The sequence below is a fragment of the Pseudoalteromonas sp. G5_S1_54_S4 genome (assembly GCF_054968565.1).
In genome coordinates this window covers 19,538-41,023 of the sequence record NZ_JBQKUL010000034.1, presented here as the reverse complement: position 1 = coordinate 41,023, position 21,486 = coordinate 19,538, and the positions used below count along the sequence as shown (strand labels likewise).

At 41.7% G+C, this 21,486-nt stretch carries 19 protein-coding genes; all 19 read left to right on the top strand.

The annotated features are described in order from the left end of the window. Positions 1–4 precede the first annotated feature (4 nt). The 19 genes from nusA (at position 5) to ACTRWE_RS13190 (ending at position 21,316) form a co-directional block, all read left to right on the top strand. The gene (gene nusA / locus ACTRWE_RS13280; protein WP_013464535.1) at positions 5–1,504 is read left to right on the top strand and encodes a transcription termination factor NusA; all 1,500 of its coding nucleotides are present in this window, start codon (positions 5–7) and stop codon (positions 1,502–1,504) included. Between the two features lie 25 nt (positions 1,505–1,529). Further along, the gene (infB, locus tag ACTRWE_RS13275) at positions 1,530–4,187 is read left to right on the top strand and encodes a translation initiation factor IF-2 (RefSeq protein ID WP_013464536.1); all 2,658 of its coding nucleotides are present in this window, start codon (positions 1,530–1,532) and stop codon (positions 4,185–4,187) included. Positions 4,188–4,344: 157 nt separating this feature from the next. Further along, positions 4,345–4,752 (top strand): 30S ribosome-binding factor RbfA, encoded by a 408-nt coding sequence (gene rbfA, locus ACTRWE_RS13270; protein ID WP_008467148.1) that lies wholly within the window; start codon positions 4,345–4,347, stop codon positions 4,750–4,752. Continuing rightward, positions 4,752–5,696 carry a tRNA pseudouridine(55) synthase TruB gene (gene truB, locus ACTRWE_RS13265; RefSeq protein ID WP_013464537.1) on the top strand — a complete coding sequence of 315 codons (945 nt, stop codon included), beginning with the start codon at positions 4,752–4,754 and terminating at the stop codon, positions 5,694–5,696. Before rbfA ends, truB begins: the two co-directional genes overlap by 1 nt. 109 nt (positions 5,697–5,805) lie before the next feature. Continuing rightward, a complete protein-coding gene (gene rpsO / locus ACTRWE_RS13260) occupies positions 5,806–6,075 on the top strand; it encodes a 30S ribosomal protein S15 (protein ID WP_006793376.1) in 270 nt (89 codons plus the stop codon). 362 nt (positions 6,076–6,437) lie between these two features. Then, complete coding sequence (gene pnp / locus ACTRWE_RS13255) at positions 6,438–8,564, top strand: polyribonucleotide nucleotidyltransferase (protein ID WP_013464538.1); 2,127 nt, start codon at positions 6,438–6,440, stop codon at positions 8,562–8,564. Between the two features lie 185 nt (positions 8,565–8,749). Then, on the top strand, positions 8,750–9,622 hold the full coding sequence (gene nlpI, locus ACTRWE_RS13250; protein ID WP_013464539.1) for a lipoprotein NlpI: 873 nt from the start codon (positions 8,750–8,752) through the stop codon (positions 9,620–9,622). Beyond that, a complete protein-coding gene (locus ACTRWE_RS13245) occupies positions 9,606–10,745 on the top strand; it encodes a hypothetical protein (protein WP_013464540.1) in 1,140 nt (379 codons plus the stop codon). The genes nlpI and ACTRWE_RS13245 overlap by 17 nt, the downstream gene beginning before the upstream one ends. Before the next feature lie 289 nt (positions 10,746–11,034). Beyond that, positions 11,035–13,827 carry a monovalent cation/H+ antiporter subunit A gene (locus ACTRWE_RS13240; protein WP_462880134.1) on the top strand — a complete coding sequence of 931 codons (2,793 nt, stop codon included), beginning with the start codon at positions 11,035–11,037 and terminating at the stop codon, positions 13,825–13,827. Continuing rightward, the gene (locus tag ACTRWE_RS13235) at positions 13,827–14,174 is read left to right on the top strand and encodes a Na+/H+ antiporter subunit C (RefSeq protein ID WP_013464542.1); all 348 of its coding nucleotides are present in this window, start codon (positions 13,827–13,829) and stop codon (positions 14,172–14,174) included. Before ACTRWE_RS13240 ends, ACTRWE_RS13235 begins: the two co-directional genes overlap by 1 nt. Then, a complete protein-coding gene (locus ACTRWE_RS13230; RefSeq protein WP_350607728.1) occupies positions 14,171–15,688 on the top strand; it encodes a monovalent cation/H+ antiporter subunit D in 1,518 nt (505 codons plus the stop codon). The genes ACTRWE_RS13235 and ACTRWE_RS13230 overlap by 4 nt, the downstream gene beginning before the upstream one ends. Continuing rightward, complete coding sequence (locus tag ACTRWE_RS13225) at positions 15,688–16,224, top strand: Na+/H+ antiporter subunit E (protein WP_350607731.1); 537 nt, start codon at positions 15,688–15,690, stop codon at positions 16,222–16,224. The genes ACTRWE_RS13230 and ACTRWE_RS13225 overlap by 1 nt, the downstream gene beginning before the upstream one ends. After that, positions 16,218–16,487, top strand: coding sequence for a K+/H+ antiporter subunit F (locus ACTRWE_RS13220; protein WP_008114565.1), 270 nt, complete (start codon positions 16,218–16,220; stop codon positions 16,485–16,487). The genes ACTRWE_RS13225 and ACTRWE_RS13220 overlap by 7 nt, the downstream gene beginning before the upstream one ends. A 9-nt stretch (positions 16,488–16,496) precedes the next feature. Next, positions 16,497–16,829, top strand: coding sequence for a Na+/H+ antiporter subunit G (locus ACTRWE_RS13215; RefSeq protein WP_013464546.1), 333 nt, complete (start codon positions 16,497–16,499; stop codon positions 16,827–16,829). Positions 16,830–16,957: 128 nt separating this feature from the next. After that, the gene (locus ACTRWE_RS13210) at positions 16,958–17,455 is read left to right on the top strand and encodes a DUF2059 domain-containing protein (RefSeq protein WP_462880133.1); all 498 of its coding nucleotides are present in this window, start codon (positions 16,958–16,960) and stop codon (positions 17,453–17,455) included. 209 nt (positions 17,456–17,664) lie between these two features. Further along, positions 17,665–18,102, top strand: coding sequence for a MerR family transcriptional regulator (locus ACTRWE_RS13205; protein ID WP_013464548.1), 438 nt, complete (start codon positions 17,665–17,667; stop codon positions 18,100–18,102). Next, positions 18,099–20,342, top strand: a complete 2,244-nt coding sequence (locus ACTRWE_RS13200) for a heavy metal translocating P-type ATPase (RefSeq protein ID WP_462880132.1) — start codon at positions 18,099–18,101, stop codon at positions 20,340–20,342. Before ACTRWE_RS13205 ends, ACTRWE_RS13200 begins: the two co-directional genes overlap by 4 nt. Before the next feature lie 22 nt (positions 20,343–20,364). Further along, a complete protein-coding gene (locus tag ACTRWE_RS13195) occupies positions 20,365–20,718 on the top strand; it encodes a cupredoxin domain-containing protein (protein WP_016899462.1) in 354 nt (117 codons plus the stop codon). Between the two features lie 382 nt (positions 20,719–21,100). Continuing rightward, the gene (locus ACTRWE_RS13190; RefSeq protein ID WP_008467123.1) at positions 21,101–21,316 is read left to right on the top strand and encodes a TIGR02450 family Trp-rich protein; all 216 of its coding nucleotides are present in this window, start codon (positions 21,101–21,103) and stop codon (positions 21,314–21,316) included. Positions 21,317–21,486 lie beyond the last annotated feature (170 nt).

The window sequence follows — 21,486 nt, the reverse complement described above, 5'->3', positions numbered from 1 at the left end:
ACCCATGGCAAAAGAAATATTATTGGTTGCTGAAGCCGTTTCCAATGAGAAAGCGGTTCCAAAAGAAAAGATTTTTGAAGCTCTAGAGTTCGCATTAGCGACAGCGACAAAGAAAAAGCATGATGGTGAAATTGATGTACGTGTTGCAATTGACCGTAAAACCGGCGATTACGATACCTTCCGTCGCTGGCAAATAGCTGAAGTTTTAGAAGATGGTTCTTTAGAGAATCCATACAGCGAAATCACGTTAGAAGCTGCTCAAGTTGAAGAACCTGACTTGAAAATGGGCGACTACGTAGAAGAGCAGATTGAATCAATTAAATTTGACCGCATAACAACACAGATGGCTAAGCAAGTGATCGTACAAAAAGTACGTGAAGCAGAGCGCGCCTTAGTCGTTGAAGCATATAAAGATCAAGAAGGCGAGCTGGTAACGGGTGTTGTTAAAAAAGCAACCCGTGATGCAATCGTACTTGATTTAGGTAACAACGCAGAAGCGGTTATTTATCGTGACGACATGCTGCCACGTGAAAACTTCCGCCCGGGTGATCGTATCCGCGGTCTTTTATATGAAGTGAAGCCTGAAGCACGCGGTGCACAATTATTTGTAACCCGTTCTAAACCAGAAATGCTGATGGAATTATTCCGCATTGAGGTGCCAGAAATTGGCGAAGAAATGATTGAATTACGCGCTGCAGCACGTGATCCAGGTTCACGCGCTAAAATCGCGGTTAAATCTAACGATAAGCGTATTGACCCTGTTGGTGCGTGTGTTGGTATGCGTGGCGCACGTGTTCAAGCGGTATCGTCAGAACTTGGCGGTGAGCGTGTTGATATCGTACTTTACGATGACAACCCTGCACAGTTTGTTATTAACGCAATGGCACCAGCAGAAGTGGCTTCAATCGTAATGGATGAAGATACACACTCAATGGATATTGCTGTTGAAGCTGATAACTTAGCACAAGCTATTGGTCGTAATGGTCAAAACGTACGTTTAGCAAGCCAATTAACTGGCTGGGAATTAAACGTAATGACCGTTGATGAAATGCGCGCTAAGAACGAAGCTGAGTCAGATAAGTTAATTAACTTATTTACTGAAAACTTAGATATTGATGACGAATTTGCATCATTACTTATCAACGAAGGTTTCTCAACACTTGAAGAAGTTGCTTATGTTCCGGCTTCAGAGTTTTTAGAAATCGACGGCTTAGATGAAGAAACAGTGGACGTATTACGTTCACGTGCAAAAGATGCATTAACAACGAAAGCGCTTAAAACGGAAGAAAGCTTAGAAGGCGCTGAGCCTGCTGAAGACTTACTTGCGCTAGAAGGCTTAGAGCGTCATTTAGCATTTGTTATGGCAAGTAAGGGTGTAGTAACACTTGAAGACTTAGCTGAGCAAGGCATTGATGAGCTTGTAGATATTACAGAGCTATCTTCAGAGAAAGCGGGCGAGCTAATTATGGCTGCACGTAATATTTGTTGGTTTGCAGACGAGTAATTTATTAACGGAGGTATTAGAGACTATGGCAGAAGTAAATGTTGAAAAACTAGCCGGTGATATAGGTACAACTGTTGATAAATTACTACAGCAGTTTTCACAAGCCGGTATTACTAAACAAGCAGGCGATAATGTAACTGAAGCTGAAAAAGCGACGTTACTTGATCACCTAAGCAAGCAACATGGTGGCACGGGCTCTGAAGGCCCTGCTCGCATGACATTGCAACGTAAGAGCAAAAGCACATTAAGTGTGACGGGCTCTACGGGTAAAGCAAAAGCTGTGCAAGTTGAAGTTCGTAAAACACGCACTTATGTGAAAAAAAGTGCCGTTGAGCAAGAGCAAGAACAGCAACGTCTAGCCGCTGAAGAAAAAGCACGTCTTGAAGAGCAGCAAAAAGCTGAACAAGCCGCTGCTGAATTAAAGGCAAAACAAGAGGCAGAACGTAAAGCGAAAGAAGATGCTGATCGTAAAGCCAAAGAAGAAGCTAAACGCAAAGCAGATGCTGAGCGTAAAGCGAAACAACAGCAGATGACCCCTGAGCAAAGTGCTAAGTCTGAGAAAGATCGCATCGAAGCTGAGCGTCTGCAAAAAGAAGCAGAAGAGGCCGCATTGAAGAAAGCTGAAGAAGAAGCGAAACGTCAAGCAGAAGAGGCAAGAAAGCTAGCTGAAGAGAACTCAGCACGCTGGAAGAAAGAAGAAGAAGAACGTAAGAAACGCGAAGAAACCGCGGATCACCACCTTACGACTTCAACGTACGCACGTGAAGCAGAAGATGTAGCTGATGCTCGCGAAGAGCAAGGCTCTCGCCGTGCGAAGAAAAAGAAAAAAGCGCCAGCAAAAGATAAATTTGCAGCGTCTAAAGGTAAAAAAGGTAAGCTAAAAGCGCCAGCGTCATTACAGCACGGTTTCCAAAAACCAACGGCTGATGTTAAAAACGAAGTGCGTATTAGTGAAACAATTACAGTTGCTGAGCTTGCATCACGCATGGCGGTTAAAGGTGCTGAAGTTGTAAAAACTATGATGAAAATGGGTGACATGGTTACTATTAACCAAGTTATTGACCAAGAAACTGCGCAACTTGTAGCAGAAGAAATGGGCCATAAAGTTATCATCGTTAAAGAAAACGAATTAGAGCAAACAGTACTTAATGACCGCCATGAAGATGGTAAGTCAGAGCCACGTGCGCCAGTAGTAACTGTTATGGGTCACGTTGACCACGGTAAAACATCGACGCTTGATTACATTCGTTCAGCTAAAGTTGCATCAGGCGAAGCCGGTGGTATTACACAGCACATTGGTGCATACCACGTTGAAACTAACGGCAACATGATCACTTTCTTAGATACTCCGGGTCACGCCGCATTTACATCAATGCGTGCTCGTGGTGCAAAAGCGACTGATATCGTGATCCTAGTAGTTGCAGCTGATGATGGCGTAATGCCACAAACTAAAGAAGCGGTACAGCATGCTCGCGCAGCTGGCGTTCCTTTAATTATTGCTGTTAACAAAATGGATAAAGAAGGCGCAGATCCAGATCGCGTTAAAAACGAACTAGCTCAGCTAGACGTTATCCCAGAAGAGTGGGGCGGCGATACACAGTACGTGCACATTTCAGCAAAAACTGGTTTAGGTATTGATGACCTACTAGAAGCTGTATTAATGCAATCTGAGCTTTTAGAGTTAAATGCGCCGACCGAAGGTATGGCTGCAGGTGTTGTTATTGAATCACGTCTTGATAAAGGCCGTGGTCCTGTTGCGTCTATTCTTGTTCAGTCAGGTACGCTTAATCAAGGTGACATTGTATTATGTGGTCTTGAATACGGCCGTGTTCGTGCAATGCGCGATGAAAACGGTAAAGACATTAAGTCTGCCGGTCCTTCTATTCCAGTTGAGATTTTAGGTCTGTCTGGTATTCCAGCTGCCGGTGATGAAGCAACTGTAGTTAAAGATGAGCGTAAAGCGCGTGAAGTTGCACTTTACCGTCAAGGTAAATTCCGCGATGTTAAACTAGCGCGTCAACAAAAAGCGAAGCTTGAAAACATGTTTACTAACATGACTGAAGGCGACGTATCTGAAGTTAACGTGGTACTTAAAGCAGACGTTCAAGGTTCAATCGAAGCAATTTCAGACTCACTAACTAAGCTTTCTACTGATGAAGTAAAAGTGAAGATTGTTGGTTCTGGTGTTGGTGGTATCACAGAAACTGATGCAACTCTTGCGGCAGCGTCTAACGCGATTGTGGTTGGCTTCAACGTTCGTGCTGATGCATCAGCGCGTAAAGTGATTGACTCTGAAAACCTAGATCTTCGTTACTACAGCGTAATCTACGCGCTAATCGAAGAAGTTAAGCAAGCCATGTCTGGTATGCTTGCGCCTGAGTTTAAACAAGAGATCATTGGTCTTGCTGAAGTACGTGACGTATTTAAGTCTCCAAAAATTGGTGCAATTGCCGGTTGTATGGTTACTGAAGGTACTATCAAGCGTAGCGCACCAATTCGTGTACTTCGTGATAACGTGGTTATTTACGAAGGCGAGCTTGAGTCATTACGTCGCTTTAAAGATGACGTTGCTGATGTTCGTAACGGCATGGAATGTGGTATCGGCGTTAAGAACTACAATGATGTTCGCGTTGGTGACCAAATCGAAGTATTTGAAACAGTTGAAGTACAACGTACTCTTTAATTGTTATTAGGTGGTGTTGGACATTCAAGGTTGTACCTCGATAGCCCAACATAACCTATGCTAAGATTTTAAATGGGGGCTCAGCCCCCATTTGTGTATCCATTATTTAGTTAGCTTATTATTATTTTTCAATAAGTTATAATTTTAGGAAAGTGAAATGAGAGAATTTTCTCGCACTGATCGTGTTGCTCAGCAAATTCAAAAAGAAATTGCGGTGATTTTACAACGCGAAATTAAAGATCCACGCTTGGGCATGGTGACAGTGTCTGCGGTAGAAGTATCGCGCGATTTATCTTATGCCAAAGTTTTTATCACCGTGTTTAACACTGAAGATGAAAATGCAGCCAAACAAAGTGCCAAAGTACTTAACGAAGCAACCGGTTATATCCGCTCGTTGCTAGGTAAACGTATTCGTGCGCGTATCATGCCTGAGCTTAAATTTGTGGTTGATAATTCATTAATGGAAGGGATGCGAATCTCTAACTTAGTGGACTCTATCATTCGTGAAGATAATGCTAAGCATGTTGATGATGAAACAGATAGCGAAGAAGGCACTAAAGACTAATGGCAAGACGCAGTAAAGGCCGTCCAGTTGATGGTATTTTGTTGTTAAACAAACCAGAAGGTATTTCATCAAACAAAGCACTGCAGCAAGCGAAAGGTATTTATTTTGCTCAAAAAGCAGGGCACACTGGTGCGCTCGATCCGCTTGCGACCGGTATGCTGCCTATTTGTTTTGGTGAAGCCACTAAGTTTACCCAGTTTTTACTCGATACAGATAAAACCTATGTTGTGCGAGCAAAACTGGGTGAGCGTACTACCACGTCAGACTCTGATGGTGAAGTGGTCGAAACGCGTGATGTTAATGTTACTGCTGAACTGCTTACACAGGAAATTGCTAAATTTTTAGGTGAGTCAGATCAATACCCATCAATGTACTCAGCGCTTAAATATGAAGGCAAGCCTTTATATAAATACGCGCGCGAAGGCATAGAAGTCCCTCGTAAGTGTCGAAAAATTAACGTATTTAGCTTAACGCTTGATGAGTTTGATGAGCAAGCTAACGAAATACAAATGACTGCCCATGTATCTAAAGGCACGTATATTCGTACTATTGTTGATGACTTAGGTGAAAACCTTGGCTGCGGCGCGCATGTGATTATGCTGCATCGTAGTGCTGTAGGGCATTACCCAGCAGATAAAATGGTCACACTTGAGCAGTTAGAAACGTTATTAAATCAAGCGAAAGAACAAGACGTTGCGCCTTCTACTTACCTTGACGAACTATTATTGCCAATGGATACCGCGTTAGTTGATTTACCTGTTGTGGAAATTACTAAAGAGCAGGGAATAGCATTTAGCCATGGTCAAGCTGTGGTGCTAGGTAAAGAATTACCTGAAGGTGCAATAAAAGTTCTGGCTGACGGAATTTTTATTGGTACTGGTGAACGTAATCCTGATGGCCATCTAAAATCAAAACGTGGCTTGTCTAATCAGCAACCAGAGTAAAGTTTAACTTGTAGTTATGCTGATAATTGGTAGAATACGCCCGCTTAATCGTTTTGGCTGAATTAGTGATCGGCTAAAGCACCTATTAAATTTAACTTTTGGAGTTATTATGTCACTAAGCAATCAAGAAAAAATCGATATCATTGCTAAATTCGCACGCGCTGAAGGCGACACTGGTTCACCTGAAGTACAAGTAGCATTACTTACTTTTGATATCAACAAGCTTCAAGGTCACTTTGCTGATCACAAGCATGACTTCCACTCACGTCGTGGTCTGCTTCGTAAAGTAAGCACTCGCCGTAAACTGCTTGATTACCTTAAAGGTAAAGATATCTCGCGTTACACTGCGTTAATCAAAGAGCTTGGCCTACGTCGCTAAGAACTTGATTATCAAAAAGGGAGCTTTTTAGCTCCTTTTTTTGTGCTTAAATTTTCTCGTCTTCCCCAGTACTTTTCAGTAAACCCCTTGAAATATCGAATAAAAGCCATACTATTATCATTCACAAAGCGAATGTTTTTGGCATTGCTGTAAGCACTATTTTATCTCGGTGCTAAGCTCGCAATTTTACCTGACTTTGTTATATACTATGGCGCGTAGATAAAAAGGTTTATCTACGGTTATTTACATCATTGCCAATTGTAGTACTTAATTGATTTCCAACTGAATACAATTATGTACTGTAATTGGTACTTTGATGAAAACTTAATTAATACTAAAAATACATTTAAGGAATATTTTAAGTGCAAGCAATTATAAAAGAATTTCAACTAGGTCAACACACAGTGACGCTAGAAACAGGTGCTATCGCTCGTCAAGCAGACGGCGCAGTACTAGCAAGCATTGGCGACACGTCAGTACTCGTAACGGTTGTTGGTAAGCGTGAAGCTCAACCAGGCCAAGACTTTTTCCCACTAACAGTTAACTACCAAGAGCGTATGTACGCTGCAGGTCGTATCCCAGGTGGTTTCCTTAAGCGTGAAGGTCGTCCTAACGATGGCGAAACGCTAATTGCACGTCTTATTGACCGTCCAATTCGTCCACTTTTTCCAAATGGTTTCGTAAACGAAGTACAAGTTATCGCGACTGTTGTTTCTGTAAACCCTGAAATCCAACCTGATATGGTTGCGATGATTGGTACATCAGCAGCACTTGCTATCTCTGGTATCCCGTTCAGCGGTCCAATTGGTGCATCACGTGTTGGTTACATCAACGGTGAATACGTACTTAACCCAACACTAAAAGAGCTTGAAGAAAGCCAACTTGATTTAGTTGTTGCTGGCACTGATAACGCCGTACTTATGGTTGAATCAGAAGCAGACGTACTTGCGGAAGACGTAATGCTAGGCGCAGTTGTATACGGCCATGAGCAATCACAGTCTATCATCAAGGCAATCAACGAATTTAAAGCAGAAGCAGGCAAGCCTACTTGGGATTGGACTGCACCTGAGAAAAACGTTGCATTAGAAGAGAAAGTAGCAACACTTGCTGCTGATAAAGTAGGCGAAGCTTACCGTATTACTGATAAAGTAGCGCGTAAAGAAGCATTAACTGCAGCAAAAGATGCCGTAGTTGAAGCGCTTACTAGCGAACTTGCTGAAGGCGAAACGCTTGATAAGCAAGAAGTAGGTAAAGTATTCGGTTCACTTGAGAAGAAAATCGTTCGTGGCCGTATCGCTGCTGGCGAAAAACGTATCGATGGTCGTGAACCAGATATGATCCGTGCACTAGATGTAATGACTGGTGTACTTCCACGTACTCACGGTTCTGCAATCTTTACACGTGGTGAAACGCAAGCATTAGTAACAGCAACACTTGGTACAGAACGTGACTCACAGTTAATCGATGATTTAACTGGCACGCACAAAAACCACTTTATGCTTAACTACAACTTCCCTCCATTCTGTGTAGGTGAAACGGGTTTTGTAGGTTCTCCTAAGCGTCGTGAAATCGGCCACGGTAACCTAGCTAAGCGTGGTATCCAAGCTGTAATGCCAACATTAACTGAGTTCCCTTACTCAATTCGTGTTGTATCTGAAATCACTGAATCAAATGGTTCATCTTCAATGGCATCGGTTTGTGGTACGTCTCTAGCGCTTATGAACGCAGGTGTTCCAATTAAAGCTTCTGTTGCGGGTATCGCGATGGGCCTAGTTAAAGAAGAAGAAAACTTTGTAGTACTTTCAGATATCTTAGGTGATGAAGATCACTTAGGTGACATGGACTTTAAAGTAGCGGGTACAACTAACGGTATCACTGCTCTACAAATGGATATCAAAATTGAAGGTATCACGCAAGAAATCATGCAAATCGCGCTTAAGCAAGCTAAAGCAGCTCGTTTACACATTCTAGGTGTGATGGACGAAGCGATTTCTGCACCTTCTGAAGAGTTATCTATGTTTGCACCGCGTATTTACACGATGCAAATTCCACAGAAGAAAATCGCAGAAGTTATCGGTAAAGGTGGCGCAACTATCCGTCAACTTACTGAAGAAACAGGTACTACGATTGAAATCGGTGATGATGGCACAATCAAAATTGCTGCTACAGACGGTGAAAGTGCAGCAAATGCAATTAGCCGTATTGAGCAATTAACTGCTGAGCTTGAAGTTGGGACTATCTACGAAGGTAAAGTTGTACGTATCGTTGACTTCGGTGCGTTTGTAAACATTCTTCCTGGTAAAGATGGCCTAGTGCATATCTCACAAATCAGCACAGAGCGTGTTAACAACGTTGCTGATCACCTTAGTGAAGGTCAAGAAGTTAAAGTTAAAGTACTAGAAGTAGACCGCCAAGGCCGTGTACGTCTAAGTATTAAAGAAGCAATGGAATCAGCAGCACCTGCAGCTGACGAGTCTAAAGACGCGTAATTGCTAATCTTTCATCCAGATAATTACTGGATAGTATAAAAAGGGGCTGTTTAGCCCCTTTTTTTATGCTTTAATGTTAGCAACCTATTATGTTCAAGACGTTAAGTAACATATAACAAGAATGAACCTTACAAGACAGCTTATGTCTTATCTATTTGCTACTTACCTCGGTATTAAGGATTTTAATGAGACTTAAACATTTAGCCTTGGCATCTTTTGCTATTTTGTCTTTAAGCGCTTGTCAGGCTACTACTAAACCCGCTGCTATTATTAATGTGCCATTTACTGCGCCACTTGCATCAGACTTTAGAAATGAAATTGCCATTGCTCGTTTTTCAGAGCTATTAAATAGAGCAGACTTAAGTACAGAGCAACAAGCAAAGCTCTATTATGACCGTGGTGTGCTGTTTGATAGCTTAGGCATGACCACTTTATCGCGAATTGATTTTAACCGAGCAGTTAAACTGAAACCTGATTTGGCTGAAGTGTATAACTTTTTGGGGATTCAACATACCTTGATGCAGCAATACGAAAAAGCATACGAGTATTTTGATTCAGCCATAGAGTTAGACCAAGAACATGAATATGCGTATTTAAATCGTGGTATTGCTTTGTACTATGGTGATAGAGCCACGCTTGCAAAGGATGACTTTAAAACGTTTTTGGAGCGCTCTCCTAACGATCCTTATCGTGTGCTGTGGCTTTATTTAGCGCAGGCCGCACAAGATAAAACTCAGGCACTCGCTTCGTTAAAAGCTAATGCGGCGGCCCTTGATGAAAATGAATGGGCATACCAGCTTATTGCCTTGTATGTAGGTGATATGAGTGAAAAAGCATTTTTTTCAGGGATAGCCGATGGTGTAAGTTCACAACAAGAATATGCTCAACGTTTATGTGAAGCTTATTTTTACTTAGCTAAACAGCACCAAGCCGCAGGTGAGCTTTCAATTGCAACAGATTACTTTAAGTTGGCGCTAGCAACGAACGTTCATGAATTTATAGAATATAAATATGCACGTTTAGAGCTTGAGTTGATGGCTAGTGAAAGCGCGGGCTAACTTTTTTAAATTAAGCGTTTTATTACTGTGCACTAGCTTAATTAGTGGCTCCAGTAATAAACAAAATAGCATTGGCTTTTGGCAAGTATTGCACGCCAAAGCCAATGTGATTGATAGTTATTGGCAATTCCCTGGTTACTTTGCATCGCATATTTTACAACTCCCCCCGACCTCATTAGCCACCTTAGCACGCAATAAAATAGCCCATGCACAATACGGATATGGGTTATCATTAATAGCCAATAATCAAACTGAAACCGCCAAGCTCTTTTGGCAAGCAAGCCTCGATGAGATAACAATTAAACAACAAAAACATCTCGCAGCTTCATTGCTTGCTCAACGGCGTTGGCAAGATTTAGCGTTATTAAAAGCTCACAATAAGTTACCTAAAGGGGATGCCTTTTATCATTTACAGTTACAACAGCGTGCTCCCTTCGATGCATTAAACCAACCCTTTATGAATAAATTAGGGTTTTTGGTAGCGAGCGAGCAAATTGAGATACAAAAGCAATGCACATTTAATGTGCTAATGCTGAGCGATCACCGTGATGGTTTATATAGGCTCAACCACTTTGTGAAAAAATACGCACAACACCCAGAGCCTAGTAGTAATGCATTTTGTTTTTCAAAGCCTATATATGTTGGTAATACAATTGCTTGTAACAGCACTAAAGCAACGCTTGCGCAGTGCGATTGGCAACAGTCATCACTTAAGCAGCGGCTTCCTAAAGGATTCGATTTTGCGATTATGATGCCCAAGCAAGGTACTGCCAATGTGCATCAGGGCTTAATGCATATTAACTCGCAGGCTAATTATGCAGTCTTTTTACATGAATTAATGCACTTTAATGGTTTTGAAGATGAATACGCTTTACCAGCAAAAAAACAAGCTTGGCTTTGTCAGCTTGAGGGGTTGGTTGCCCCTAACTTATTTATTGCTCATAACACTGATGCGCCAAAAGGATGGCACAAAAGCAAAAGCTGTCAGCAAGGAGGTGTTGCTTATAAGCCAAGCGCACAGTGGTCTATTATGCAATATCAACAGGTTGGACTTTCAGAGCAATATCGGGCTTTGTGGCAAACTCATATAGAGCAACATGCAGATTTATTCCCGCGCTTTTAATCATTAAATAGAGTGCTTTTAGGTTGTTTAACCAATGATTATATGAGCCTATTAAAACTGCTTAAAAGCTGAGCCGGTTTTATCCCAGTTCATTAATTTATAGACTTTTTTGTTTGATTATTGCCCCGCTAGAAGCGCTTTCTATAGACAAAAACCGTGTTTATCAGTATAACTGTACGTATTAATGTTGTTAAAAAACAGATATAAAACGTATACCCAAGTCACTTTGGTATTTAATAATAACAAGTAGCGAATTGATAAACTTTATGATTCAAAAAGGCCCTTCATTATGACTTTGCTCTGGATACCCCTGTTATCCTTATTAGGCAGTGTTATTTCTGCATGCACCGGCAAACTTTCTCGAAATCAGGCAACGAGCCTAACGGCTATTGCGCCTTTAGCCGCGCTTGCAATTACACTTTATCATGCGCCTGCGGTTCTCGCGGGAGAAACCATTCGTTTTAGCGCGCAGTGGATACCTGCTTTAGGGCTGGATATTTCCTTACGCTTAGATGGATTGAGTTTACTGTTTTTATTTATGATTTTAGGAATAGGGCTGCTGGTTATTTTGTATGCCCGTTATTACCTAAGTCAAAACGATTCACTGCCAAAGCTATTTAGTTACTTAATGTTATTTATGACTGCCATGCTGGGCATTGTTATGTCAAACAATGTGATTCAGTTATGGGTATTTTGGGAGCTAACCAGTATTAGCTCGTTCTTGTTGATTAGTTACTGGTGGCATAAATCAGAGGCGCGCAAGGGGGCGCGTATGGCACTGGCGGTAACCGGTGCGGGTGGTTTAGCATTACTGGGCGGCTTAATGCTGCTAGGTGATATTGTTGGAAGCTACAACCTAGACACTATTTTAGCTAGCAAAGCGATTATTCAATCACATGATTTATACGAATTAGCGCTGGTGTTAGTATTACTAGGCGCCTTTACCAAGTCTGCACAATTTCCGTTTCATTTTTGGTTACCCCACGCCATGGCAGCACCTACGCCTGTTAGTGCCTATTTACACTCTGCCACTATGGTAAAAGCGGGTATCTTTTTACTTGCGCGTTTTTATCCAGCACTGGCGGGAACCGACACTTGGTTTTTATTAGTCGGTTTGACGGGTTTAACTACACTTTTATTTGGCGCTTACATTGCGCTATTCAAACATGATTTAAAAGGCTTATTAGCCTATTCAACAATTAGTCATTTAGGCCTAATTACTCTATTACTCGGCCTAGACACACAACTTGCAACCGTAGCCGCTATTTTTCATATTATTAACCATGCTACGTTTAAAGCGTCGTTATTTATGGCCACGGGTATTATTGACCATGAAACCGGCACGCGTGATATGCGCAAACTCAATGGCATGTGGCGCTACTTACCTTATACAGCCACATTGGCGATGGTGGCCGCTGCCGCTATGGCGGGTGTACCGCTATTAAATGGTTTCTTATCTAAAGAAATGTTTTTTGCTGAAACACTGCGTCAGCAAGTACTTGGCTCTATGTCGTGGTTAATTCCTGTGCTGGCAACCGTTGCAGGTGCGCTGTCGGTAGCGTACTCATCTCGCTTTATTCATGACGTGTTCTTTAATGGTGAACCGATAGACTTACCACGCACCCCTCATGAGGCGCCACGTTATATGCGTGTGCCTATCGAAATTTTAGTGGTGCTATGTATTTTAGTGGGGATTTTTCCGCACTTTGCAGTAGATGGTATTTTATCGGCTGCCTCATTGGCCGTACTTGGTCAAGCTATGCCTGAGTACAAGCTAACTATTTGGCACGGTTTCAATTTACCTCTACTTATGAGTGGTATGGCGGTGATTGGTGGTTTATTTATTTACGTTAATCGTAAGTACTTGTTCCAGTTTCAGGCGTCGTTACCTCCTTTTAACGCTAAAAAAATCTTCGAGCGTTTTTTAGCGGTTGTGGTTAATTGGTGTCAAAACAAAATCCAATCAACAGAAAATGGCTCATTACAACGCTATGTATTTATTATGTTAGGCGTTGTATTACTTGCCTCAGGTTGGCCATTATTTGAAATGAAACAGCTAGCTGGCAGTGTACCTAACACCCCAGTTGATATTCAAAATGCTATAGGTGCAGGGCTACTGATTATTGGTGCTATTGCTACCGTTATTTGGCATCGAATTCGGATGGTGTCGTTATTAATGCTGTCGATTGTGGGATTAATGGTGTCGGTAGCGTTTACACGTTTTTCAGCGCCTGACTTGGCCTTAACGCAACTTACAGTAGAAGTTGCGACCATCATATTATTAATGTTGGCACTGTTTTTCTTACCGCAAAGTACGCCAAGAGAGTCAAGCTCGTTGCGTATTTTACGTGATGTGGTTATTTCCTCTACGGTGGGGGTAATTATTGCTAGTATTTGTTATGCATTACTGACCCGTCCTCTTAATTCAATTTCTGAATTCTTTGTTGCTAATGCTAAAACAGGCGGTGGGGGTACTAACGTTGTTAACGTTATTTTAGTTGATTTTAGGGGCTTTGATACCTTAGGTGAAATCACCGTGTTAGGGATTGCAGCACTGGGTATATTTAAACTGTTATCAAGAATTCCGCTTTATATGCCAGCAAGCGACAGTGAAGGGCGCCCATGGTCTAAAGACCGTCACCCTATTTTATTGGCTTGTATTTCACAAAGCTTATTACCATTGGCGCTATTAGTATCCGCTTATATTTTCTTACGTGGTCATAACTTACCGGGCGGTGGATTTATTGCCGGCCTAGTGACCTCTATTGCCTTTATTTTACAATATATGGCCCATGGTACTGCGTGGATTAATGAACGTTTTGATGTTAACTATCGAAAAATTATTGCATCAGGTATCGCTATCGCCATGTTTACGGGCGTCGGAAGTTGGTTCTTCGATAAACCATTCTTAACTACCTGGTTTGATTACTTTGATATTCCGTTTGTTGGTAAAACAGAGCTAGCTAGCGCCATTGTATTTGACTTGGGCGTGTACTTAACCGTTATTGGCGCGACGCTAATGATCCTTGCGAGCTTAGGTAATATGACAGCGAACGCAGAGAAAGAAGAGGTAAATATTTAATGGAACTGTTATACGCATCTTGCGTTGGCGTGCTAGTCACCTGTGGTGTGTTCTTATTATTAAGAGCGCGCACATTCCCAGTGGTACTGGGGCTGACAATGATTTCTTACGCGGTTAATTTGTTTTTATTCTCATCAGGGCGCTTAACTATCAATAAAGCGGTGGTACTTGGAACTGGCGCTGATTACGCCGATCCGCTGCCACAAGCCTTAGTATTAACAGCTATTGTGATAGGATTTGCCATGACTGCGTTTGTGGTTATTTTATCGATACGAGGGCGAGCAGATTTAGGGAATGATCATGTTGATGGCACCCTAACCAGAAGTAAACGCAAGGAGAGAAAATGATTCAGCATTTAGCATCTTTGCCTGTTTTAATGCCTATGCTAGCGGCAATCATTCTGCTACTGCCACCGTGTGGCAAAAGTTTATTTGCACGGCGATTAACTTCAAGCCTAATGGCTATTTTAACCTTTGTAATTACAGTATTACTGCTGGTTCAGGTTAAAGATAACGGGATTATTGTTTATGCAATCGGTAACTGGTCAGCGCCGTTTGGTATTGTACTGGTAGCAGATATGCTCTCAACTTTACTGGTTACTTTAACCGCCTTTTTAGGTCTTGGTGTGGTTTTATATGGGTGTGCCGGCGATGACGAGCAAGGCAGCTTTTTCCATCCCTTGGTTCATTTTTTAATATTAGGGGTAAATGGTGCGTTTTTAACGGGTGATTTATTTAACGTCTTTGTCTTTTTTGAAGTATTACTAATTGCTTCTTATGCGCTATTAATGCACGGCGGCGGTAAACCAAAAACACGTGCAGCACTGCATTACGTTATTTTAAACTTGGTTGGCTCAAGTGTATTTTTAATCGGCTTAGGTATTTTATATGGGGTATTGGGTACCCTAAACATTGCTGATATGGCTAATAAAGTACCGCAGTTAACCGGTGATGATGTTTATTTAGCTAAAGCGGGCGGGTTACTATTGCTTGTAGTATTTGCCCTTAAAAGTGCACTATTACCACTGCATTTATGGCTCCCAAATGCCTATTCAAGTGCGACACCTGTGGTTGCTGCATTATTCGCGATTATGACCAAAGTAGGTGTTTACGCCACTTTACGCGTATATACAGTGGTATTTGGTGAGCAAGCCGGTGAACTTGAGCATATGGCGCAGTCTTGGCTATGGGCGTTGGCCATTGCTACTATAGTGATTGGGGCAATCGGGGTGTTGGCAGCACAAGATTTACGTAAGCTTACCGCAAACTTAGTACTGGTTTCTGTGGGTACTTTAGTGGCACTGGTTGCACTTCAAAATATAAACGCCACAGCTGCACTATTGTATTATTTGGTGCACTCAACGTTAGTGACTGCAGCACTATTTTTACTGGCTGATTTAATTGCAACTCAGCGAGGTAAAGCCGGCGACAGATTAGTTGGCGGACGCGTAGTTAAACAACCATTCTTGTTGGGAGCGTGTTTTATTATCGCTGGACTAACCGTCATAGGTATGCCGCCACTTTCAGGTTTTGTAGGTAAAATTTGGATTTTAAAAACCACCTTAAACAGTGAGCAAGCACTGGTATTTTGGCCTGTTTACTTAATTATGAGCTTAGCGTTAATTGTTGCTATATCACGTGCAGGCACGAGTTTGTTTTGGGAGCATAAAGACAAAGGCGGTGAGGCTGCTGATGTTGCTAATGCACATCCGTTGCAAGTTATCGTACTTGTTGGCCTGCTCACAAGCTCAATACTGTTGGTTGTTTTTGGTGATTTGGCAACGCAATATGCACTTGAAACAGCAACACAACTTCACGATATTAGTGGTGGTATTAATGCGGTACTCAAGGGAGGTCTGTAATGCGCTTAGAAGCTCGTTTTCGTTGGTTACCCACACCGTTTCGTAGTCTATTTTTATTTATAGTATGGCTATTATTAAATAACAGTGTGTCTGTAGGGCATACTATATTGGGTGCATTGTTAGCACTGCTTATTCCTTTATTCAGTATGTCATTTAGAGATCCACAACCACTCATATTAAAGCCTGGCTTGGCGTTCAAGCAGTTACTTATTGTGCTTTACGATATTATTGTGGCTAATTTACAAGTGGCCTTATTAATACTGGGCCCTTCAAAAAATTTACGTCCAGGTTTTGTTAAAGTGCCTATCGATTTAATGCATGAAATGCCAATTACTATTTTAGCTAGTTGTGTGTCTTTAACGCCGGGTACAGTAAGTGCTGAGGTTTATCCTCTCATTAAGTCACTTAATGAAGATGATGAACCAGCGCAGCGATATTTATTAATTCACGTGTTAGATTTAGATGATGAGCAAGCACTTATCAAACAAATTAAAGCACGCTACGAAGCTCCCCTAAAGGAGATATTTCAATGTTAGATACAGTATTACTGATTGTTTTTTCAATGGTTGGATTGTCATTACTACTAAATTTATGGCGACTTATTATTGGTCCATCAGTACCAGATCGTATTTTGGCGCTCGATACAATGTATATTAACGTTATAGCATTGATTATTTTATATAGCATCAGTATGGGAACAGGTTTATATTTTGAAGCCGCTTTGCTTATCGCAATGTTAGGCTTTATAAGTACAGTGGCAGTATGTAAGTATTTACTTCGTGGCGATATAATTGAGTAAGGTATTAAAATGATAAGTGAATGGATCGTATCAATATTGCTGTTATTAGGTGGGCTCTTTATTTTAATTGGCTCTATTGGCTTAATTAAACTGCCGGACTTTTTTATGCGTTTACATGGGCCAACTAAAGCAACCACTTTAGGGATGGCAAGTATACTCACGGCTGCGATGGTATTTTTTGCCAATTCAGCTAGTGGCTTAAGCGTAAAAGAAATATTAATCACTATATTTTTATTAATCACGGCGCCCATTAGTGGTTATATGCTAATTAAAACCGCTATTCATCATAAGTTAAAAGCCAAAGATGGAACGAAAGGACTCGATAATATCGAAAAAGATTAACCCTAACAAACGACAAAAAGCCGAATAATGGTAGTTATTCGGCTTTTTGTTTTTTTGGTTGTTCCCATTTACAACACTTATTGAACATGTGAGTATGGCGTAAATTCAAATACAAAAAGGATATTAATATGGGTAAGGTATTACTTTTATCACTACTTATTTTTTCAACTAGCCTATATGCAGCGCAAACTACTAAGCAACAAAAAATTGATGAGCTGGTAGAGGTGATGGATATGGACGCCATGGTTGACTCTATGTATTCTCAAGTTGAGGGCATGATGCAAAATATGTCGGTGCAAATGGGGGTAAAGCCAGATGAAAAGCCAATATTTGACAAATATTATGCCGATATGACTGAGGTGCTAAAAACCAAAATGAGCTGGCAAAAAATGCAGCCTATGATGGTTAACCTTTATGATAAGCAATTTAGTGAGCAAGAGATTAGCGATATGCTCGATTTTTATAAAACAGAGTCAGGGCAAGCTATTTTGAAAAAAATGCCACAGGTGATGCAAGCATCTATGCAAATGTCACAATCTCTAGTGCAAGAAGCCATGCCTGAGATCCAAGCAATTGCTGGGCAGCTAGGTGAAGCACTTAAAAAATCGCGTAGTGAAGCAAACTAAACTATAGTTAACCTAAGTCGTAGCAAAATAACGTCTACATTTTCTAGCAGTCACTATTTTGTGACTGCTGTATTCTTCCTCTTCTTTAAGCAAACGTAATCACTTATTTAATGTGCCGAGAACGCATTCCCAGAGTTTTAAAATAGCGGTTGACCTGTGTGTTACACATAGGTTTATTATGTCACTATTAAAACCCGATGGAGTGAGTTATGTATGTTAAACAGCTAGCTAAAATCATGGGAGTGACCCAAGATACAGTGCGGCACTACACGCGTATAAAGCTACTTAAACCCATTCGTAGCCAAAACAATGGCTATCAGGTGTATACCAAAGACGATCAACGACGTTTAAAGTTTATTATTAGTGCACGGCAACTTGGTTTTTCTATTAAAGATATTCAGCAAATAGTTGCTCAGTCGGAGCAAGGGAATTGTCCGTGTCCACTGACACGACAATTAATAACTAAACGGCTCGAAGAAACAGAACGGCTATTTCAAGAAACACTCAAACTAAGAACGCGTATGCAAGCAGCGGTAAAACAGTGGGAAAACTCAAGCGATGGTGCTGTAAGTGCCGATATATGTAGTTTAATTGAGACCTTTGTAGATCCCCTTAACGAGCAAGTTAGTTCCGAGGAAGCAAAATGAGCAACAATAAAGACACAGTGCAAAACTTTATAATTGAAGGTGCTAATTGCGGGAGCTGCGTCGCAAAAATAGAAAAAGCGCTAAAAAGTGTATCAGGTGCGCAGCGTGTTGAAATGAACTTTGCTGATCGCAGTGTGCAAGTTGAAGGCAATGCGCCATCAGCAGAGCTGATTGAAGCAGTCGAAAATATTGGTTACAAGGCTAAGCCAATGAATAGCGAGTCGGAGCAAGACGCGTTAGATGAAAAAGCCAAAGCCGATAGCGCACACTATAAAAAGCTAATGCGTAATATGGTATTGGCGCTAGGCGTTGGCGCTCCGCTTATGTTGTATGGGCTTATTTTTGATATGAGTGTCACCACCAACGCGCAGCGTATTGGCTGGTTTATTGTTGGTATAGTCACTTTAGTGGTTATGGCCATTGCGGGTAAACAGTTTTACAACGGCGCATGGCAGTCATTTAAAAACCACACCGCCAATATGGATACACTGATTGCGTTGGGCACAGGTACCGCGTGGTTGTATTCTATGGTGGTAGTCATTGCGCCAAGCGTGCTACCCGAGGTGGCTAGGCATGTTTATTTTGAAGCCTCAGCGATGATCATCGGTTTAATTAGCCTAGGCCTTGCCTTTGAAGTAAAAGCCCGCGGTCGTACTTCTGAGGCGATAAAACGCTTAATCGGTTTGCAGCCAAAAACCGCTCGGGTAGTGCGTGATAACAAAGAGCAAGATATAGCTATTAGTGAGGTACTAAAAAACGAGACTGTGCGTGTACGCCCCGGTGAAAAAATCCCTGTGGATGGTGAAGTCATTGAAGGTCGCAGCTCAGTGGATGAGTCAATGCTCACGGGTGAGCCTATGCCAGTGAACAAAATTGAGGGCGATATCATTGTTGCAGGCAGCATTAATAAAAGTGGCACGTTACTATTTAAAGCCACCCATATTGGCAGTGAAACCACACTTGCCAGTATTATTAATATGGTTAAACGAGCACAAAATTCTAAACCCTCCATAGGGCGTTTAGCCGATGTAATATCCGGCGTATTTGTTCCTACGGTAATGATTATTGCAGTGCTCGCGGGCCTTGCATGGCTTAATTTTGGCCCCGAGCCGAGCATTGCTTATGCGGTAGTGGCCGTGACCACGGTGCTTATCATTGCCTGTCCGTGTGCGCTGGGTTTAGCAACCCCTATGTCAATTATGGTTGGGATAGGTAAAGCCGCTGAATCGGGAATACTTATTCGTAATGGAGAAGCGCTGCAAACCACCTCTAAAATAACCACCATGATTTTAGATAAGACTGGCACGATCACAGAAGGAAAACCCACCGTTACCGATATCATTAATTTTAATGACAGCGATAAAGTACACGTGCTAAAGCTTGCCGCTAGTCTTGAAAGCGGCTCCGAACATCCTTTAGCGCAAGCTATTGTAAGTTATGCTGAAAATGAAGATATCACGATTGAAAAAGTCAGCGATTTTAACGCTGTGACGGGGCAAGGTGTTACAGGCACATTAAATGGACAAACTTTATTGTTTGGCAATGAAGCGCTTATGAGCCAACACAATATCAGTATTGCAGAGGCAAAAGAGCAAGCTGAGCAATTAGCCAGCGCCGCTAAAACGCCAATGTATTTTGCTATTGATACCCAACTACAAGCCATTATAGCGGTAGCCGATCCGATAAAAGACGATTCAGCAGAGGCCATTAAACGTCTACAAAAAAAAGGTATCCATGTTGTTATGCTGACCGGTGATAACCAAGCTACCGCCAGAGCCGTCGCTAACAAAGTCGGTATTAAGGACTTTATTGCCCAAGTAATGCCTGATGACAAAGCCAGTGAAGTAACTAAACGCCAAGCTAAAGGTGAAATAGTCGGTATGACGGGTGATGGTATAAACGATGCGCCGGCACTGGCACAGGCCGATGTTGGGTTTGCTATTGGCACTGGCACCGATGTGGCGATTGAGAGCGCTGATATCACCTTAATGCGTGGTTCATTACAGAGTCTTGGCGATGCCATTGCGGTTAGTAGCGCCACTATAGTCAATATTAAGCAAAATTTATTTGGTGCATTTATTTACAATGTGGCAGGTATTCCAATTGCTGCGGGGCTGTTATATCCATTTTTTGGTATATTACTCAACCCGGTTGTTGCAGGTGCTGCTATGGCGTTGTCATCACTAACTGTGGTCACAAACGCCAATCGCCTGCGCTTTTTTAAACCCAGTAAATCGTAATTTTATAAATAGGAGTAGCATTATGTTGATGATCAATATACTCGGCGCGTTGTTAATTGCGGTTATTATTTACTGGTTTTGGCTATACAAACCTAAGCAAGTGCAGAGTAATAACAACAAAATAACGATAGTGGTTAATAACGGCGTTTATTATCCTGCCCATATTAAAGTGGCTGCTGATAAAAAAGTAACGCTGACGTTTAATCGACAAGACAGCGCCCCATGCGCCGAAACGGTGGTGTTTCCTTCACTCGATATCAGTAAAACGCTCGCTATGGGTGAAAATAACACTGTTGAGCTGCCGGCACTTAAAGTGGGTGAATATGCTTTTCATTGCCAAATGCAAATGTATAAAGGCACGTTAGTAGTGTCTTGAATATTAGGGTCTGTTGACCTTTGCGGATTACAATTTGTTCAAACTAGGAGCGGTTTAATCGCGGCGCGAGGTTTGTAACCTAGTGGACTAAGTAAGAACCGAGCAAAGCTTCCGCGTCCTGCTCACGCCCCTTACCTACATCCATGTAGGCAACAAAGAGTAAATCGCCCCTAGGCAGAACCCGAAGGGCAGCGCCTGTTTGGCATTGATGCTGCGTTATCGCCTATTTATGGGGAATAACCACACCACATAGGCTCTGCCTTGCCTAAATACCAAACAGACTGCTGCAAATTTAACCTTGAAAGGTCAACAGACCCTAGATTAATAAAACTAAAAATGGCTCTGATGCGTATGTTCAAGTAGAAAACTTAGAAGGCGTAGTATGAATAAATTAAATCCTAAAAAACTGCTTAATAGTAAATGGACAGCGATCCCAGCAATTAATAAGGAAAAACATTTTATTATTGTTGAGGTTGAGTTTGATGAAGACGGCAACGTCATTGAATGTATTACTGAGGCGGTAATGTCAAAAAACCAATACCCAATCCAGTGGCGCGATTTAAAAGATCAACAAAAATGGCTGCAAGGTTGGAAATAAAGCAGACTTTGTAAAACACATTGCTCACGCTCATAGCCCTTATGAGTATGAGCGACTAGTTTATTGATTTTTAGAGCAACACATTGCTAGCGACTCTCCTCTATTACAGCTTGTTTTCATCCCAATTCGCCATTTGGCAACAAAACGATAGTTTTTAAATCGTTCTTCAA

What these genes read in the sequence shown, in the direction of transcription:
- nusA (WP_013464535.1), top strand. Translation starts at nt 5, where the DNA reads ATGGCAAAAGAAATATTATTGGTTGCTGAAGCCGTTTCCAATGAGAAA.
- infB (WP_013464536.1), top strand. Translation starts at nt 1,530, where the DNA reads ATGGCAGAAGTAAATGTTGAAAAACTAGCCGGTGATATAGGTACAACT.
- rbfA (WP_008467148.1), top strand. Translation starts at nt 4,345, where the DNA reads ATGAGAGAATTTTCTCGCACTGATCGTGTTGCTCAGCAAATTCAAAAA.
- truB (WP_013464537.1), top strand. Translation starts at nt 4,752, where the DNA reads ATGGCAAGACGCAGTAAAGGCCGTCCAGTTGATGGTATTTTGTTGTTA.
- rpsO (WP_006793376.1), top strand. Translation starts at nt 5,806, where the DNA reads ATGTCACTAAGCAATCAAGAAAAAATCGATATCATTGCTAAATTCGCA.
- nlpI (WP_013464539.1), top strand. Translation starts at nt 8,750, where the DNA reads ATGAGACTTAAACATTTAGCCTTGGCATCTTTTGCTATTTTGTCTTTA.
- ACTRWE_RS13240 (WP_462880134.1), top strand. Translation starts at nt 11,035, where the DNA reads ATGACTTTGCTCTGGATACCCCTGTTATCCTTATTAGGCAGTGTTATT.
- ACTRWE_RS13235 (WP_013464542.1), top strand. Translation starts at nt 13,827, where the DNA reads ATGGAACTGTTATACGCATCTTGCGTTGGCGTGCTAGTCACCTGTGGT.
- ACTRWE_RS13230 (WP_350607728.1), top strand. Translation starts at nt 14,171, where the DNA reads ATGATTCAGCATTTAGCATCTTTGCCTGTTTTAATGCCTATGCTAGCG.
- ACTRWE_RS13225 (WP_350607731.1), top strand. Translation starts at nt 15,688, where the DNA reads ATGCGCTTAGAAGCTCGTTTTCGTTGGTTACCCACACCGTTTCGTAGT.
- ACTRWE_RS13220 (WP_008114565.1), top strand. Translation starts at nt 16,218, where the DNA reads ATGTTAGATACAGTATTACTGATTGTTTTTTCAATGGTTGGATTGTCA.
- ACTRWE_RS13215 (WP_013464546.1), top strand. Translation starts at nt 16,497, where the DNA reads ATGATAAGTGAATGGATCGTATCAATATTGCTGTTATTAGGTGGGCTC.
- ACTRWE_RS13210 (WP_462880133.1), top strand. Translation starts at nt 16,958, where the DNA reads ATGGGTAAGGTATTACTTTTATCACTACTTATTTTTTCAACTAGCCTA.
- ACTRWE_RS13205 (WP_013464548.1), top strand. Translation starts at nt 17,665, where the DNA reads ATGTATGTTAAACAGCTAGCTAAAATCATGGGAGTGACCCAAGATACA.
- ACTRWE_RS13200 (WP_462880132.1), top strand. Translation starts at nt 18,099, where the DNA reads ATGAGCAACAATAAAGACACAGTGCAAAACTTTATAATTGAAGGTGCT.
- ACTRWE_RS13195 (WP_016899462.1), top strand. Translation starts at nt 20,365, where the DNA reads ATGTTGATGATCAATATACTCGGCGCGTTGTTAATTGCGGTTATTATT.
- ACTRWE_RS13190 (WP_008467123.1), top strand. Translation starts at nt 21,101, where the DNA reads ATGAATAAATTAAATCCTAAAAAACTGCTTAATAGTAAATGGACAGCG.